Origin of the sequence: Pseudomonas sp. O39 (assembly GCF_045447295.1) — a bacterium.
Classification (GTDB): domain Bacteria; phylum Pseudomonadota; class Gammaproteobacteria; order Pseudomonadales; family Pseudomonadaceae; genus Aquipseudomonas; species Aquipseudomonas antarctica_A.
In genome coordinates this window covers 1-15,743 of sequence record NZ_JBJGXV010000015.1, presented here as the reverse complement: position 1 = coordinate 15,743, position 15,743 = coordinate 1, and the positions used below count along the sequence as shown (strand labels likewise).

The following is a 15,743-nucleotide window of genomic DNA, read 5'->3' as shown; positions in this document are numbered from 1 at the left end:
GCTGGTGAATCACCAGACTTGTCATGCCACGCACAAAAAGCGAGCATATGGCTCTCTGCCGTTAATGCTGTTGGCGATATGACCTCTATTTTTCGCACTGTTGTGGTGATTGGCCTGCTAAGCCTGTGCAATGCCAGCTCGGTGCTGGCGGCGGCTCCCGTGACTGACGGCAAGCCCGCTGCCAGTACCGAACAGAAGACCCCTGCGAAGAAGCCGGCGCCGGTTAAAAAGGCTCCGGCAGCCAAGAAGAAACCTGCAGTAATAAAAAAACGCGCACCGGTCGCGAGCAAATCCAAGTCTGCCCACGAAATAGCCCAGACCAAACTGCCACCGGCACAGTTGGACTTGTCCCTGCCGACGGAAATGGTCAGGCATTTGCAGCCCATTGGCACCATGCCTAAACCGAAGAGCGTGCCGTTGTTACCGCCCATGTTTGCTGAAAAACCCACCGACGACAGCGCGTTCCAGATCAATGGCCGCCTGCTCAGCAACCAGATGCAGCTGCAACTGCGCAGTGAAGAACGACGCGATATTGAAGGCGCCGCGCTCGATTTCGAATTCAAGCAATAAATTTTCCCGCAAAGGTGACGCAGGCCATCGACCATTTGTCGCAGACTGGTCAGTCACTTTTGTTTTGTGCGAAAAACCCCTGTTAGACCATTTTAAAACGGCTGTTTAAGGGCGTACTCTAGCCCGGCCATCCACATTGAGTCGTCGAGGACCTGCTGGTCATGAAATGCCGTGAAGGCTGTGGCGCTTGCTGCATCGCCCCCTCCATCAGTTCGCCATTACCTGGAATGCCCCACGGCAAACCGGCAGGCGAACGCTGCCTGCATCTGTCGGTCGAACAGCTGTGCCTGCTGTTCGGGCAACCGGAGCGACCGGCGGTGTGCAGTGACTTCAAGGCAGACCTTGAGGTTTGTGGCAACGATCAAGCCGATGCGATCCGGCTGATCGGCTGGTGGGAACAAATGACGGCGGCTTGATGGGCTTTACTATCGGAACTTCAACAATAAGGAATACAACAATGGGTTCGCTGAAACGAATGGCTGTGTTGTGCGGTTTTACGGTGTTATTTGCAGCCACTGCCCAGGCTGAAGATTGGCAAGTGGCCAAGGACGAAGACGGTATCAAGGTGTCCCTGAGCGAAATTGCCGGCTCCAAATACAAGGCGTATCGCGGTGTGGCCCTGATCAAGGCGCCCGTCGCCAAGATCCAGGCCCTGCAGGAAGACGTGGCCGGTGCCTGTTCCTGGATTCACGAATGCAAATCGCAAAAACTGCTCAAGACCGAAGGTGACAAGAGCTGGACCTACACCCAGTTCAAGGCACCGTTCCCGGTGACCGACCGCGATTCGATCCTTGAGATCACCACGTCCAAGGCCGCCGATGGCACTGTGACCCGTAAACTGCTGGAAGTGCCGACCTACCAGCCGGAAGTCAAAGGCTACGTGCGTGTCGCCCAGGTAGATGGCTACTGGAAACTGGTGCCAAAAGGCGACAACCAGACCGAAGTCACCTACCAGGTGCACACCGAGCCAGGTGGCAGTGTGCCGTCGTGGCTGGCCAACAAGTTTGTGGTGGACGCGCCGTTCAACACCTTGAAAGCCTTGAAAGAACACGCTGAAAAATAAGCGCAGTTGATCAGGTGCCTCCGGCCTTGAGTGGAACGTTTGCCGGTCCCTCAAGGTCCAGATATGTGTAAGCCCACACACGGGTTTTATCGAGGAGGCACCGATGCAAAAGTGGCAGATTACCTTCGTTGATGATCACGGCGTACAGTCCGTGGAGCAGTTCACCTGCGCACAAAAACCCAGCCTCGAAGATGCGGCACACATGATTCGCAGCAAGCTGGTGCCCGTAGCCGCCGAACTCGATCTTAATGACCTTGAGGGCCGCAAGCCCGAGCCTACGGTCAAGATCCTCAAGGATCAGAACAGTATTCAGATTCTCGACATCTCCCCCGCCGCCTGAATATTCCCTGTATGGCATCCAAACCACCTCTGGTGGAGGTGATAGCTTCGCGCTACTCTGCAACTGAGATCAGCGAATGAATCGCTAAGGTCTGGTCTTGTCAGCTACATGCTTGTTTTCCCGCGGTCATGTCATTGCCGTAGTACCCGCGCCAGTAGGGCGCGGGCTTCGGGAAGCACGGAAAGTCTATCCATCGGTTTGAGGAGGACGTTTCATGAGCACAGCCTATCAAGAAGACATCAGCACCAACGTACTGCGCCGCATGAAAGAGGGCGGCTTCGACTTCTCGCGTTTTCACCCCATCGAGTTCTACGCCATTTTCCCGGATGAGGAACGGGCGCGAAGGGCTGCGGGTCGATTTCGTGGGGAATCCCTGAATGCCCAGGTCAGCGCGCGCGATGATGGCGCCTGGTACCTGGAGCTGAGCAAAATCATGTTCGCAACCTACGACGGTATAGGAGACTTCGAGCAAGACTTTGAAGCGGTGGTCGAGCCGCTGGGCGGAATCATCGAAGGGTGGGGCGTCAAGCAGGAGGTGCGTGGGTTACCCATGTAGCTGGATTTTATGAGCAACACAGCGTATCGGCTGACCTTTGGGTCGGCCGATTTTGTTTGTGCTGTCTGAAATTTCCCGAACGTGCAGCGCACTTTTCGAGCAGCAAAAAAAAGCCACCCGAAAAGGGTGGCCCAAAGGGAAGAGAGGTTCGCTGAAATCTCAGGAAACAATCCTGTTCAGCCGATGTGGGTGATTATCCGCAGGAGGGGCCGGGCAGTGAAATCAACTCTGACTATGCTGTTGATAGTCAAAGCCTGCATTGCGATGAAGCGCGGGTCGTGAGCGCCAGCATTCTGCGCACCAGGACGGTGCGGTCAGATTTCGCAGCTTATTTAACTGACTGATTTCTAAGTGTTTATGCCGATGGCACGGGCCTTGCGACAGTGCTTGCGCCCGGGTGACAAGGAGTACGGCATGACCCGCACTTATTACGATGAAATGTACGACGGGGCAGGGCAGGTTCGCCCCCATTACCGCGAGTTCGCCCGCTGGTTGGCCGAAACGCCGGCCGAACTGCTGGCGCAGCGCCGGCGTGAGGCCGACTTGCTGTTCCACCGTGCCGGTATCACCTTCACCCTCTATGGGGACGAGCAGGGCACTGAGCGTCTGATCCCTTTTGACACCATCCCGCGCAGTATTCCGGCGAGTGAATGGCGGATTGTCGAGCGTGGGTGTATTCAAAGGGTCAAGGCGCTGAACATGTTTCTCGCCGACCTGTATCACGACCAGCGCATCATCAAGGCCGGCATTATCCCCGCCGAGCAGGTGCTGGCCAACGAGCAATACCAACTGGCGATGCAGGGCCTGGACCTGCACCGCGATCTGTATTCCCACATCTCCGGGGTCGACCTCGTACGCGATGGCGATGGCACTTACTACGTGCTGGAAGACAACCTGCGCACCCCAAGCGGTGTCAGCTACATGCTTGAAGATCGCAAGATGATGATGCGGCTGTTCCCGGAATTATTCGCGGCGCAGCGCATTGCGCCGATTGATCATTACCCCAACCTGCTGCTCGATACCCTCAAAAGCTCCAGCCCGCTGGATAATCCAAGTGTGGTGGTGCTGACGCCGGGCCGCTTCAACAGCGCGTTTTTTGAACATGCCTTCCTGGCCCGGGAGATGGGCGTGGAACTGGTAGAAGGCGCGGACCTGTTTGTACGCGATGACCGCGTATTCATGCGCACCACCGACGGCCCCAAGGCAGTGGACGTGATCTACCGGCGCCTCGACGACGCATTCCTCGACCCGCTGGCCTTCAACCCGGATTCTATGCTGGGCGTGCCTGGCCTGCTCGCGGCATACCGCTCGGGCAATGTGGTACTGGCCAATGCGATCGGCACGGGGGTGGCGGATGACAAGTCAGTGTACCCCTTCGTCACCGAGATGATCCGCTTTTACCTGGATGAAGAGCCGGTTCTGAAGAACGTTCCGACGTTTCAGTGCCGAAAGCCCGATGAACTGTCCCATGTGCTGGCCAACCTGCCGGACCTGGTCGTCAAGGAAACCCAAGGCTCCGGCGGCTACGGCATGCTGGTCGGCCCGGCTTCCACGGCGGCGGAAATCGAAGCCTTCCGCGCCCGTATCAAGGCCAAGCCCCACGCCTATATCGCACAACCGACCCTGTGTTTATCCACCTGTCCGACCTTCGTCGAAAACGGCATCGCGCCGCGCCATATCGACTTGCGGCCGTTTGTATTGTCCGGCAAGGAAACCCGCGTCGTTCCCGGTGGCCTCACCCGTGTGGCGCTGCGCGAAGGCTCGCTGGTGGTCAATTCGTCCCAGGGCGGCGGCACCAAAGACACTTGGGTGGTCGAGGACTGATGCCATGTTGAGTAGAACTGCCTCGGATTTGTACTGGATGTCGCGCTACCTGGAGCGCGCCGAAAACCTCGCGCGCATGCTCGATGTCAGCTATTCGTTGTCGCTGATGCCCCAGGACGGGCGTGGCGATGGCCTGCATGAGTTGGCCATGCCGTTGTTGATCACCGGCACTCTGGAGGATTACCACGAACGCCACGGCGAACTGCACGCCGAACGCCTGTTGCACTTCTTTGCACTGGACGCGGCCAACCCGGCCAGCATCTACAGTTGTCTCGGTGCTGCGCGGGCCAGCGCCCATGCAGTGCGTGGGCGAATTACCGCCGACATGTGGGAAAACATCAACGCCACCTGGCTGGATATTCGCGATATTGCCCAACAAGGGCTGAGCCACTACGGCATGAGCCGGTTTTGTGAATGGGTCAAGGAGCGTTCGCACCTGTTCCGAGGCGCTACCTACGGCACCATCATGCGTAACGATGCGTTTCGTTTTATTCGCCTGGGCACCTTTATCGAGCGCGCCGACAACACCCTGCGCCTGCTCGATGCTCGCTACGAAATGGCCGGTGACCAAGCCGCCGCCGTCACCGACGGCACGGCCCACGCCTACTATCAATGGAGCGCCTTGTTGCGCGCCTTGTCGTCATTCGAGGCCTACACCGAGATCTACCGCGACGCGCCCGGCGCCCGGCAAGTGGCCGAGCTGCTGCTGTTACGCGCAGACGTCCCGCGTTCCCTGCGGGCCTGCAGCGAAGAGATCGACCAGATTCTCGCCAGCCTGCCCGGCCTCAATGGCCGCCCGGCCCAGCGCCTGGCCGCCGAGATGGACGCGCGCCTGCGCTTTACCGCCATCGATGAAATTCTCGAGGAAGGCCTGCACGCCTGGCTGACCGATTTTATTCCCTTGGTCCGCCAGTTGGGCGACGCCATCTACAGTTCCTACCTGGAGGCGGCATGAGACTCTCCATCAGCCACGAAACCACCTACCGTTACGAAGACCAGGTGCGCGCCAGCATCCAGTACCTGCGCCTCACGCCCCACGACAGCGAGCGCCAGCATGTGCTCAGCTGGCAACTCGACCTGCCGCGCCCGGTGCGGGCGCAGGTTGACCCGTTCGGCAACATCCTGCACGTGCTGACCCTGGATGAACCCCACGACGCCATCATCATTGGCGCCCGTGGCCAAGTGGATATCGACGAATTACGCGAGGCCGAACACGAGAGCCAGTCGGCCTTTCCGTTCCTGCGCAGCACACGCCTGACCGAGCCCGACCAGGCACTGCGCGGCTTTGCCGAGCAACACTGCCAGCGCCGTCGTGACCGCAGCGCGCTGATCGACCTGATGCACGCCCTCAACCAGTCAATGGTCTACACGCCCGGCGCCACTGAAGTCGACACCTGTGCCGCGCAGGCCTTCGCCGGCCGCGCAGGCGTGTGCCAGGATCACACCCATGCGTTCCTGGCCTGCGCGCGCAGCCTGGGGATTCCGGCGCGGTATGTGTCGGGGTATTTGTACACTGAGGACAGCACGCACCTCGCCAGCCATGCCTGGGCGGAAGCCTGGCTGGATGACGCCTGGTACAGCTTTGACGTGACCAACCAACTGGCCCGGCCGGAACGGCATTTGAAACTGGCCGTGGGCCTGGATTACCTGGATGCCTGCCCGGTACGCGGCATGCGTCGTGGCGGTGGGCATGAGCAGATGCATGCCAAGGTGTGTGTGGCGCCGACGCCGGTGATTTCCGTGCAGCAGCAATAGGCGAGGCAACTCTGGTGTGGGAGCTGGCGGGCCTGCGATTGCGCTGGGTCAGCTACAAATGGGTTAACTGAACGTCCGTTATCACAGGCAAGCCAGCTCCCACAGTGGGCGCGGGTGTTTTCAGAAAAATTGCCAGGCTCAGGGCTGCTGTTTACGCCCCGCCATATGCTTCAAATACCCCACCAGCAAATCCAGCTCGCCATCCGGCAACACACTGGCCGTAAACGCCGGCATCTTCGCTTGTGGCCAATGCCGCAGGCTCTGCGGGTCGCGGATATAACGCTTGAGGAAATCCCCGCTGAAATACTCGGTGGGGCTGTAGGGCACATTCAGGTCCGGCCCCATCTGTGCATCGCCGGCGCCATTGAGGCGATGGCAGGCCAGGCAGTTTTTCTGGAACAACGCGAAGCCCTGGTTGATCGGGTCATTTGCAGCCAACTTCGGGTCGGGCAACAGGGCCGGAAAACGCTCGGCCACCGTCTTCAGTTGCTTGATGGCGGAGAGTTGAAACGGCCACTGCTCCGGGCTGACATGGGCGGCTTGCGGGTCGGTCCACACCAGATAGAACGGCCCGGCACCGGGTTTGCCTTCCGCCAGCGCGGGCCACGGGTGCGCCGGGTCTTCCACCGCCAGCCAGGCACGTGCGCCGTGTTTCTCCAACAATGGCGCAGCGGTTAGCTCAGCGGCAAATCCATCCAGGGCCACGGCTTGAAGGTGGTTTTCAGGTTTCAAACCGGGCAGGAGATCTGCCAACGGCACTGCGCGATACGTCATATTGCGCTTGTAGGAAACGTCATCAACGATCTGCACCGTCTGCGCATCCGGGTGCTTGAGCAAGTCCTCGGTCTGCCAGGTTTTACTGGCGTGGTCCAACTCAATGGTCAATTGCGCCGCCGCAGCGGGCAGGGCCAACAGCAAGGCGAGGAAGGCAAGGATCGGTTTCAAGAGGGAGCCCGGTTCGAAGTGACGGTTGCGCACACGATACCGGAAATCTGCACGCAAAAAGACAGCCCCTGCAACAGGACCGCTATACGCAATGTCCCGGCAGGTGCTGCCAAAAACTGCAGTCCTGGTGGACTGTGTGCACGCAATGTGAGGATCGAGTCGTCACCCAATAATCTTGGTTAAATTGGGCAAGATCAGAATCAGGGTGGTGGCGAAAAGAATAAGTCCCGCCTGACGTACTTTGGTGTGTTTGAACATGGCTGTCTGCCTTTTGTTGTTATTCCTGAACGTCAAATGCGTGCCGGTTAATTTCAGTATCGCAACGTGACGTGTCGCTTTTCTTACAGCTGCTCCAGCAAAACCCGGCAGCAACTTCTTACTGATTCAACCTTAGAGCCCTCGTTCTTTGCGGCTTAGATCCATTTCATATCAGCTAATCAGTAAATCCGCTAAAAACGGCATGAGGCCTAAGGCCATCTTGGCGCCAGCCCCGAGGCTAGACAGCTAAAACGTTTAACCGACCGTTTTCCGTAGCTGGCTACCGTTCGTCCGAGCGTGGGTGTCAAAAGCAATGAGCGCATCCGTCATTGAAACCGTGTCAATCGGGCCTAAGGTAAGGGGCACACATGCACAGCGGTTCGAGGACGTCATGACCCAAGCTTTGATCTTTGATGCGATACGCACGCCCCGGGGCAAAGGTAAGGCCGACGGCGCCTTGCACAGCGTCAAACCGGTAAACCTGGTGGCGGGCTTACTCACCGCGCTGGCACAACGCAGCGACCTCGACACGCGCCAGGTGGATGACATCGTCCTCGGCTGCGTCACCCCGGTAGGCGACCAGGGTGCCGACATCGCCAAGACCGCCGCGCTGGTGGCGGACTGGGACGTCAGTGTCGCCGGCTTACAGATCAACCGCTTTTGCGCTTCGGGCCTTGAAGCGGTCAACCTTGGCGCGATGAAAGTGCGTTCCGGCTTTGAAGACCTGGTGGTGGTCGGTGGCGTCGAATCCATGTCCCGCGTGCCGATGGGCAGTGATGGCGGCGCCTGGGTGCTCGACCCACAGACCAACATGCACAGCCACTTCACGCCCCAGGGCATCGGCGCGGATTTGATCGCGACCCTGGAAGGCTTCACTCGCCAGGACGTCGACGCTTTCGCCCTACAGTCCCAGCAGAAAGCGGCCAGGGCACGCGCAGACGGTTCTTTCAACAAATCGCTGATTGCGGTGCAGGACCAGAACGGTATCGTACTGCTGGACCATGACGAGTTTATCCGTGGCGACTCCACCCTCGAAGGCCTGGGCAAGCTCAAGCCGAGCTTCGAGATGATGGGGCAGATGGGCTTCGACGCCACCGCGCTGCGGGTCTACAGCCATGTGGAGCGCATCAACCACGTGCACACGCCCGGCAACAGCTCCGGCATCGTCGATGGCGCGGCGCTGATGCTGATCGGCTCCGAGGCCAAAGGCCGTGAACTGGGCCTGCAACCGCGGGCGCGGATTGTCGCCACGGCGGTTACCAGCACCGACCCCACCATCATGCTCACCGGCCCGGCACCTGCTACACGCAAAGCCCTGGCCAAGGCTGGTTTGCGCGTGGAAGACATCGACCTGTTCGAGGTCAACGAAGCGTTTGCCTCGGTGGTGCTCAAGTTCATCAAGGATATGGGTATCGACGCTGCGCGGGTCAACGTCAATGGCGGCTCCATCGCCATGGGCCATCCACTGGGCGCCACGGGCTGCGCGATCCTTGGCACGTTGCTCGACGAGCTGGAAGTGCGCCAGCAGCGCTACGGCCTGGCCACCCTGTGTGTCGGCGGTGGCATGGGCATCGCCACCATTATTGAACGCCTCTGAGCCCAAGGAATTTGTCATGACCGAAGCCATTCGTTACGAAAAAGGCCAGGACCAGATCGTGGTGCTGACCCTCGACATGCCTGGCCAGAGCGCCAACACCATGAACAGTGTGTACCGCGAGGCGATGGCGGCCACTGTCGCGCGCCTGGAAGCGGAGAAGGACACGCTGGCCGGTGTGGTCATTACCTCGGCGAAGAAGACCTTTTTTGCCGGGGGTGATCTCAATGAATTGATCAAAGTCGACACAGCGCACGCCAAGGATTTCTACGCCGGTGTGGTCGTGTTAAAGGCGCAATTGCGCCGCTTGGAAACGCTCGGCAAACCGGTGGTTGCCGCGATTAATGGCGCTGCCCTGGGCGGCGGCTGGGAGATTTGCCTGGCCTGCCATTACCGCGTCGCGCTGGACGACAAGTCGGTGCAGCTCGGCTTGCCGGAAGTCACCCTGGGCCTGTTGCCGGGTGGCGGCGGGGTGGTCCGCATGGTGCGCATGCTGGGGTTGGAAAAAGCCTTGCCGTATTTGCTGGAAGGTAAAAAAGTCCGTGCGCAGCAGGCGCTGCAGGCGGGCTTGATCAATGAGCTGGCGGTGGACCGCGACGAACTGCTGGCCAAGTCCCGCGCCTGGATTCTTGCCAATCCTGAGGCCAGGCAGCCGTGGGACAACAAAGGCTATCAGCTCCCCGGCGGCACGCCGTCGAACCCCAAAGTGGCGCAGATGCTGGCAATTGCGCCGTCGATATTGCGCAGTAAAACCCAAGGCTGCTTCCCGGCACCGGAGAAGATCCTGTGTGCCGCCGTGGAAGGCGCCCAGGTGGATTTCGACACGGCGCACCTGATTGAAACGCGCTACTTCACCGAGCTGGTCACCGGGCAGGTGGCGAAAAACATGATCGGTACCTTCTGGTTCCAGCTCAACGAAATCAACGCCGGCCGTTCACGGCCCCAAGGCTTCGCGCCTTACGTCACGCGTAAAGTTGGCGTGCTTGGCGCGGGAATGATGGGGGCGGGCATCGCGTATGTCAGTGCCTGTGCGGGCATCGAGGTGGTGCTCAAGGACGTCAACCTGGCGGCTGCCGAGAAGGGCAAGGCCCATTCGGCCGCGCTGCTGGACAAGCAGGTCAGCCGTGGGCAACTGACGGCCGAACAGCGTGAAAGCACCCTGGCGCGGATTCATCCTACTCAGGATGACGCCGACCTGGCTGGCTGCGACCTGATCATCGAAGCCGTCTTCGAAGACCGTGAACTCAAAGCCAGGGTGTCGGCGGCTGCACAAAACGTGGTTGGCGCCGGTGCGGTGATTGCCTCCAACACTTCGACGCTGCCCATCAGCGGCCTGGCCAAAGCGGTGCCTGATCAAGGCAAGTTTATCGGCCTGCATTTCTTCAGCCCTGTCGACAAAATGCCGCTGGTGGAAATCATCAAGGGCGCCCTGACCAGCGACGAAACCCTGGCACGAGGTTTCGACTTCGTACTGCAAATCAAGAAAACCCCGATTGTGGTCAACGACAGTCGCGGCTTCTTCACCTCGCGGGTGTTCGGCACCTTCACCAACGAAGGCATTGCGATGTTAGGCGAAGGCGTGGCCGCCCCAATGATCGAGACCGAAGCGCGCAAGGCTGGGATGCCGGTGGGGCCGTTGGCGGTGTCCGATGAGGTATCGCTCAGCCTGATGAGCCATATCCGACAGCAAACCGCGAAGGATCTGCAGGCGGAAGGTAAGGCGGTACCGACGCATCCTGCGACGCGGGTGATCGATCTGTTGGTGAATGAATACAAACGCGTGGGCAAGGCGGCCGGGGGCGGTTTTTACGACTATCCCGCAGGCGGGCAGAAACACCTGTGGCCCGAGCTGAAAGCGCGCTTCGAACAGCCCGGCAATCAGATTTCGCCAAAAGATGTGCGCGATCGTTTGCTGTTTATCCAGGCGATTGAAACCGTGCGGTGTGTGGAGGAGGGCGTGTTGATGTCGACGGCCGACGCCAACGTGGGCTCGATCTTTGGTATTGGCTTTGCCGCGTGGAGTGGCGGCGCGCTGCAATTTATCAACCAGTACGGGCTCAACGACTTTATCGCTCGGGCACGCTACCTGGCCGAGCAGTATGGGGAGCGGTTCTCACCGCCGGCCCTGCTACTGGAAAAAGCTGCACAGGGAGCAATATTCGCCTGACCGAAACGCAATATTTTGGGTAATAGAGAACCCTTTTGGGAGCGGGCTTGCCCGCGATAGCGGTATGCCAGCCACTGCAAATGTTGGCTGATATGACGCCATCGCGGGCAAGTTGAATCCTCGCACCGCCGCTCCTGCAGTTAGGCACAGGGTGGGGGTTGCTTTGCAGGGGTATTTCAAGGCAGGCTCTGGGGTGTGCATTATTCCCATCACCGTGTCAGGTATTTTTTATGTCGCTACGCGTCTGTATCCTGGAAACCGATATCCTGCGTCCAGGCTTGATCGATCACTACCAAGGGTACGGGCAGATGTTCAAGCGCCTGTTCTCCAAGCAACCGATTGCCGCCGAATTTGTAATCTACAACGTCGTCCAGGGCGAATACCCGTCAGATGATGAAGTGTTTGACGCCTACCTGATCACCGGCAGCAAAGCCGACTCCTTCGGCACCGACCCATGGATCCAGACCCTCAAGACCTACCTGTTCGAACGCTATGCGCGCGGCGATAAATTGCTGGGCGTCTGTTTCGGTCACCAGTTATTGGCGCTGCTGTTGGGCGGCAAGACTGAACGCGCCAGCAAAGGCTGGGGCATGGGCATCCACGACTACACGCTGAATGCCAAGGCGCCCTGGATGAGCCCGGTGGTGGAAGAACTGACGTTGCTGATCAGTCATCAGGATCAAGTGACCAGCCTGCCGGAAAACGCCACGGTGATCGCTTCCAGCGATTTTTGCCCCTATGCGGCGTATCACATCGAAGACCAGGTGCTGTGCTTCCAGGGCCACCCGGAATTCATCCACGATTATTCCCGCGAGTTGCTGGAGATTCTTCAGACAACTCTTGGGGAAAAGGTCTACACCCACGGCGTGGCAAGCCTGGAACGCGACCACCACGGTGCCACCGTGGCGGAGTGGATGATGCGTTTTGTCGCGCACAAGCCAGAGACTGCGGCTTAAAGCCAGCCCGAACGCTTGAAGCTTGCCCACAAACCGGTGCAGCCCGCCGCAATAAACCCGAGCACCGCAAAATAGCCGTAGTGCCATTGCAGCTCGGGCATGTTCTGGAAGTTCATCCCGTAAATCCCCGCCACCGCGGTGGGGAATGCCAGAATCGCCGCCCACGCGGCGAACTTGCGTTGCACCACGCTTTGGCGTGAGGCCTCCAGCAACACACCGATCTCAATGGTCTGGCTGGCGATATCGCGCAGGGTGGTCAGGTCTTCCATCTGCCGCGTCACGTGGATCTGCACGTCACGGAAATAGGGGCGCATGTTCTTGTCGATAAACGGGAAGCTCAGCTTCTGCAGTTCCTGGCTGATTTCGACCATCGGCGCCACATAACGCTTGAGCCGCAGCACGTCACGGCGCAGCCCGTGGAGGTTCTGGATATGGGTTTCATTGAGGGAGTTGCACAACACGTTGCGTTCCAGCTCATCGATCTCGGCATGGATCGCCTCGCTCACCGGCTGGTAATTCTCGGTGACGAAATCCAGCAGCGCATAGAGTACGAAATCTTCCCCATGCTCCAGCAACAGCGGCCGCGCCTCACAGCGCTGGCGCACATAGCCGTACGACGCTGAGTGCCCGTTGCGTGCGGTAATGATGTAGCCGTTGCCGGCAAAAATATGAGTTTCGATAAACACCAGTTTGCCGTTCTCGCGTACCGGTGAGTAGGTCACGATAAACAGCGCATCGCCGAAGGTTTCCAGCTTCGGTCGGCTGTGCTTTTCCAGGGCGTCCTCAATGGCCAGTTCATGCAGGTTGAACTGGCGTTGCAGGTTGGCCAGTTCCTGGGCGTTGGGCTCTTCCAGGCCAATCCACACAAAATGGTCGGGTTTGGCGGCCCAGGCCGCGCCCTCATCGAGGGTAATATCGGTGACTTTCTTTCCGCCGCTGTAAACGGCGGCCGCAACAACTCTACCCATGGTGCTGATCGCTTCTTATTAGGAGGACAGGTGTTGGGCAGCTTAGCTGGAAGCGAGTTCGATTGTTACGGCACTTTGCAGCTCACTGTCCATCGCGGCAATACATTCATCCATCTGCGTCTGACAGGTCTGCATCAACTGAGGGATGTCATCCGAAGTCAGGCCTGCGGTAGGAATCGGTGGCAACGAGCGTATGAGGACATCACCACTGTTCCACTGATTAAGTTGCATATGGGTGATGTAATTGCTGACACACACCTGCACGATCGGCACACCTGCCGCAATCGCCATATGGAACGCGCCTTTCTTGAACGGCAGCAGGCCTTTGCCGAGGTTGCGCGTGCCTTCCGGAAATACCCAGATCGACGTGTCCTGATGCTGCAAGGTATGCGTGGTCGTGAGCATCGCGCGACGCGCCTTGTGCGCATTGCCGCGGTCGATCAGCACATTGCCTGCCAGCCAGAACAACTGGCCGAACAGCGGCACCCATTTCAGGCTTTTCTTGGCAATACACACCGTGCGGTAAGGCACCACAGTACCCAACACAAACAAGTCATAGTTGGACTGGTGGTTGGCGATGACCACGCACGTGCCGGGTTTGTTGCGCAGCGAGTCAACATCCGTCTTCACGTTTAAACGCAATATCCACATGGCGGGCAGCGCATAGAGGCGCGCGCACAAGCGGCTGTTGTCGGGATTGAACGGCCGACAAATGCCCAACAGCACGCCCAGCACACCGGCAACCATAAAGTGCAGGCTCATCAACAACATACGTAACAGAAAGAGCATCGACGCGGCCCATCGGGACAAAAGGTGGCGCAGTGTACGGATGTGCACTGTATTCGGCAATTGCCCCTACAGACGTAGGAGATAGGCGATGTTTAAGTACATGTTTCAACGTGTGCCGACAAGGCCTGACTAGAGCGGCTAAAGAGGTTTCGGATTTATCGGTAAGAAAAAGCCCGACTCTAGGTCGGGCTCTGGCGTTGCCGCTGCGGGGTGTTAGCTCAGGATATGGCCCTGATCCTGGATGATTGCATCATCCAACGCTTCCAGCAGCGCTTTACGCACCTTCAGCTTGGTGTGCTTGTGGGCGTTCATGTTGATCTTCTTCAACTGGCGGGCTGCTTCCAGGGCCGCCGCGTGCAATTCTTCCGGTGCGACCACCTTATCCAGGAAGCCCGCTTGCAGTGCGCCCTGCGGGTCAAACATTTCTGCATTGATTACCGAACGATGAAACGCCGACTTGCGCAGACGATCCCGCGCCAACTCGATACCGGCGTGGTGCATGGTCATGCCAATCGCCACTTCATTCAGGCCAATGCTGAACGGGCCTTCCACACCAATCCGATAATCTGCCGACAACAGCAGGAACGCACCTTTGGCCACTGCGTGCCCGGGGCATGCGACGATGACGGGAAACGGGTGCGACAACAGGCGACGCGCCAACGTCGAGCCCGACGTCACCAGGCCAATAGCCTCTTTAGGGCCGGCCGTCATCACCTTCAAATCATAACCGCCCGACAGAATCCCCGGCGTCCCGGTGATGATCACCACCGCCCGATCTTTCTCGGCCTGATCCAGCGCCGCATTAAACTCACTCACCACCGCCGGAGAAATGGCATTCACCTTGCCGTTGCTCAAGGTCAGGGTCGCGATACCGTCTTCGAGGTGGTAGGCAATCAACTCACTCATGACGCGGTTCCTTGTAGGACTTGTTATAGATAGGCTGTTTATAGAAGAGCATGCGCAGACGTTACCCACCACGCCCGCCCCGGTAAAGCGCCATGACTGACTACTCAGTCAGACTTTTCCCGTATCTCATTAGGTTAGACGGCCCAGGGCAGGGCGCAGCAGCCGCCCCAAGTGCGTGCCAGCGGTGCCCGAGAATGGCAGAATCACCGCCCTCCCCGAGCGGGTAACGGCATAACCGCCTAACCGCATGAAAATTCTGAAAAAAACCTTTGCCATCAGAAAGGCTTTCGACTACATTAGCGCGCCTCGACAGACTGAACTGGTTTGACGAGATACGGTGAAGTGTCCGAGTGGCTTAAGGAGCACGCCTGGAAAGTGTGTATACAAGAAATTGTATCGAGAGTTCGAATCTCTCCTTCACCGCCATATTGATACCTAAAGGCCCCATAAATGGGGCCTTTTTGCATTCTACGGTTTTTGTTCCCCCATTCGGATTTTGGAAAGGTGTCCCTGTCGTCAGGTAGTTCGCGATAGGGCGCTTTTCTTTCTTGGCAATCTACGCTGGCGCTTGTGTTCAAATCGGGATCCGAGCTGCGCTGGTGGGCGTTGGCGTCGCTGCCCCTGAAGGGCTCGGCTAGTTCGGCGCTCTTTCCGTGCTGCGAGAGAGTTGCTCATTGAGAAATGTCGTTGGACTTTTGCCTGTAAGCTTTTTTAGTGTTTTTGCGTAAAGCGCTTCGCTTTGGCTCTTCTGCTCCTCTGAGAGGCTGGCGATTGAGAGGTCTACGGCTTCCATCATGACGACGCGCTGCGTGAGTTCCGTGGCGCACTTCTGGAGTGCTAGGTATAGGGAGTCCAGCCTCTTTTTTAGTTGCTGCTCCTTTTCTGCGGCCCTTTTGGCGGCATTCTTAGCAACGGTTTTCTGTTGGGCGGCCTGCTCGTATTCATCAGAGAGCAGGCTCTCAAGAAAATTGGTTATGCTGCTTTTGTTCTGCTTCGCCAGCGTGTTCAGTTTTTGCTTCGCCTGTTCTGAGAGCACGAAACTGCAGGCTTGT

Annotated in this window: 16 protein-coding genes and 1 tRNA gene; 12 read left to right on the top strand and 5 right to left on the bottom strand. The window is 58.6% G+C overall.

The genetic code is table 11. From position 1 onward, the window contains the following. Positions 1–78: 78 nt before the first annotated feature. From ACI77D_RS18930 to ACI77D_RS18895, 8 genes are all read left to right on the top strand, one after another. A complete protein-coding gene (locus tag ACI77D_RS18930) occupies positions 79–570 on the top strand; it encodes a translation initiation factor 2 (RefSeq protein WP_407017249.1) in 492 nt (163 codons plus the stop codon). Positions 571–731: 161 nt separating this feature from the next. Next, on the top strand, positions 732–986 hold the full coding sequence (locus tag ACI77D_RS18925) for a YkgJ family cysteine cluster protein (protein WP_128588320.1): 255 nt from the start codon (positions 732–734) through the stop codon (positions 984–986). 41 nt (positions 987–1,027) lie between these two features. Beyond that, complete coding sequence (locus ACI77D_RS18920; RefSeq protein WP_064453725.1) at positions 1,028–1,633, top strand: START domain-containing protein; 606 nt, start codon at positions 1,028–1,030, stop codon at positions 1,631–1,633. Between the two features lie 103 nt (positions 1,634–1,736). Continuing rightward, positions 1,737–1,973, top strand: coding sequence for a hypothetical protein (locus tag ACI77D_RS18915; RefSeq protein WP_064453724.1), 237 nt, complete (start codon positions 1,737–1,739; stop codon positions 1,971–1,973). A 214-nt stretch (positions 1,974–2,187) separates the two neighbouring features. After that, positions 2,188–2,529, top strand: a complete 342-nt coding sequence (locus ACI77D_RS18910) for a ribonuclease E inhibitor RraB (RefSeq protein ID WP_003193463.1) — start codon at positions 2,188–2,190, stop codon at positions 2,527–2,529. Between the two features lie 414 nt (positions 2,530–2,943). Beyond that, complete coding sequence (locus ACI77D_RS18905; protein ID WP_064453723.1) at positions 2,944–4,353, top strand: circularly permuted type 2 ATP-grasp protein; 1,410 nt, start codon at positions 2,944–2,946, stop codon at positions 4,351–4,353. A 4-nt stretch (positions 4,354–4,357) separates the two neighbouring features. Continuing rightward, positions 4,358–5,308 carry an alpha-E domain-containing protein gene (locus tag ACI77D_RS18900; RefSeq protein WP_064453722.1) on the top strand — a complete coding sequence of 317 codons (951 nt, stop codon included), beginning with the start codon at positions 4,358–4,360 and terminating at the stop codon, positions 5,306–5,308. Further along, entirely contained in the window at positions 5,305–6,108 is an 804-nt protein-coding gene (locus tag ACI77D_RS18895) for a transglutaminase family protein (RefSeq protein WP_128588314.1), read from the top strand. Before ACI77D_RS18900 ends, ACI77D_RS18895 begins: the two co-directional genes overlap by 4 nt. 138 nt (positions 6,109–6,246) lie before the next feature. On the opposite strand, the gene ACI77D_RS18890 is transcribed toward ACI77D_RS18895, so the two are convergent. Next, positions 6,247–7,053 (bottom strand): c-type cytochrome, encoded by an 807-nt coding sequence (locus tag ACI77D_RS18890; RefSeq protein ID WP_407017287.1) that lies wholly within the window; start codon positions 7,051–7,053, stop codon positions 6,247–6,249. Between the two features lie 649 nt (positions 7,054–7,702). Between ACI77D_RS18890 and ACI77D_RS18885 the strand changes: the two genes are divergently transcribed. The 3 genes from ACI77D_RS18885 to ACI77D_RS18875 all read left to right on the top strand — a co-directional run bounded on the left by ACI77D_RS18885 (position 7,703) and on the right by ACI77D_RS18875 (position 12,028). After that, a complete protein-coding gene (locus ACI77D_RS18885; RefSeq protein ID WP_221295465.1) occupies positions 7,703–8,908 on the top strand; it encodes an acetyl-CoA C-acetyltransferase in 1,206 nt (401 codons plus the stop codon). Between the two features lie 16 nt (positions 8,909–8,924). Next, positions 8,925–11,072 carry a 3-hydroxyacyl-CoA dehydrogenase NAD-binding domain-containing protein gene (locus ACI77D_RS18880; protein ID WP_407017248.1) on the top strand — a complete coding sequence of 716 codons (2,148 nt, stop codon included), beginning with the start codon at positions 8,925–8,927 and terminating at the stop codon, positions 11,070–11,072. Between the two features lie 230 nt (positions 11,073–11,302). Continuing rightward, positions 11,303–12,028 carry an amidotransferase gene (locus tag ACI77D_RS18875; RefSeq protein WP_407017247.1) on the top strand — a complete coding sequence of 242 codons (726 nt, stop codon included), beginning with the start codon at positions 11,303–11,305 and terminating at the stop codon, positions 12,026–12,028. Here the strand turns inward: ACI77D_RS18875 and ACI77D_RS18870 are convergent. The 3 genes from ACI77D_RS18870 to ACI77D_RS18860 all read right to left on the bottom strand — a co-directional run bounded on the left by ACI77D_RS18870 (position 12,025) and on the right by ACI77D_RS18860 (position 14,691). Beyond that, the gene (locus ACI77D_RS18870; RefSeq protein ID WP_407017246.1) at positions 12,025–12,996 is read right to left on the bottom strand and encodes a magnesium and cobalt transport protein CorA; all 972 of its coding nucleotides are present in this window, start codon (positions 12,994–12,996) and stop codon (positions 12,025–12,027) included. The two genes, ACI77D_RS18875 and ACI77D_RS18870, sit on opposite strands and share 4 nt — an antisense overlap. Before the next feature lie 42 nt (positions 12,997–13,038). Next, complete coding sequence (locus ACI77D_RS18865) at positions 13,039–13,785, bottom strand: lysophospholipid acyltransferase family protein (protein WP_407017245.1); 747 nt, start codon at positions 13,783–13,785, stop codon at positions 13,039–13,041. Positions 13,786–13,998: 213 nt separating this feature from the next. Further along, the gene (locus tag ACI77D_RS18860) at positions 13,999–14,691 is read right to left on the bottom strand and encodes a crotonase/enoyl-CoA hydratase family protein (protein WP_064453715.1); all 693 of its coding nucleotides are present in this window, start codon (positions 14,689–14,691) and stop codon (positions 13,999–14,001) included. A 336-nt stretch (positions 14,692–15,027) separates the two neighbouring features. Between ACI77D_RS18860 and ACI77D_RS18855 the strand changes: the two genes are divergently transcribed. Then, positions 15,028–15,117 (top strand) — tRNA-Ser (locus tag ACI77D_RS18855). Positions 15,118–15,325: 208 nt separating this feature from the next. On the opposite strand, the gene ACI77D_RS18850 is transcribed toward ACI77D_RS18855, so the two are convergent. Beyond that, positions 15,326–15,743 (bottom strand): hypothetical protein (locus ACI77D_RS18850; protein ID WP_407017244.1); only part of this gene is annotated, 418 nt, incomplete at its 5' end.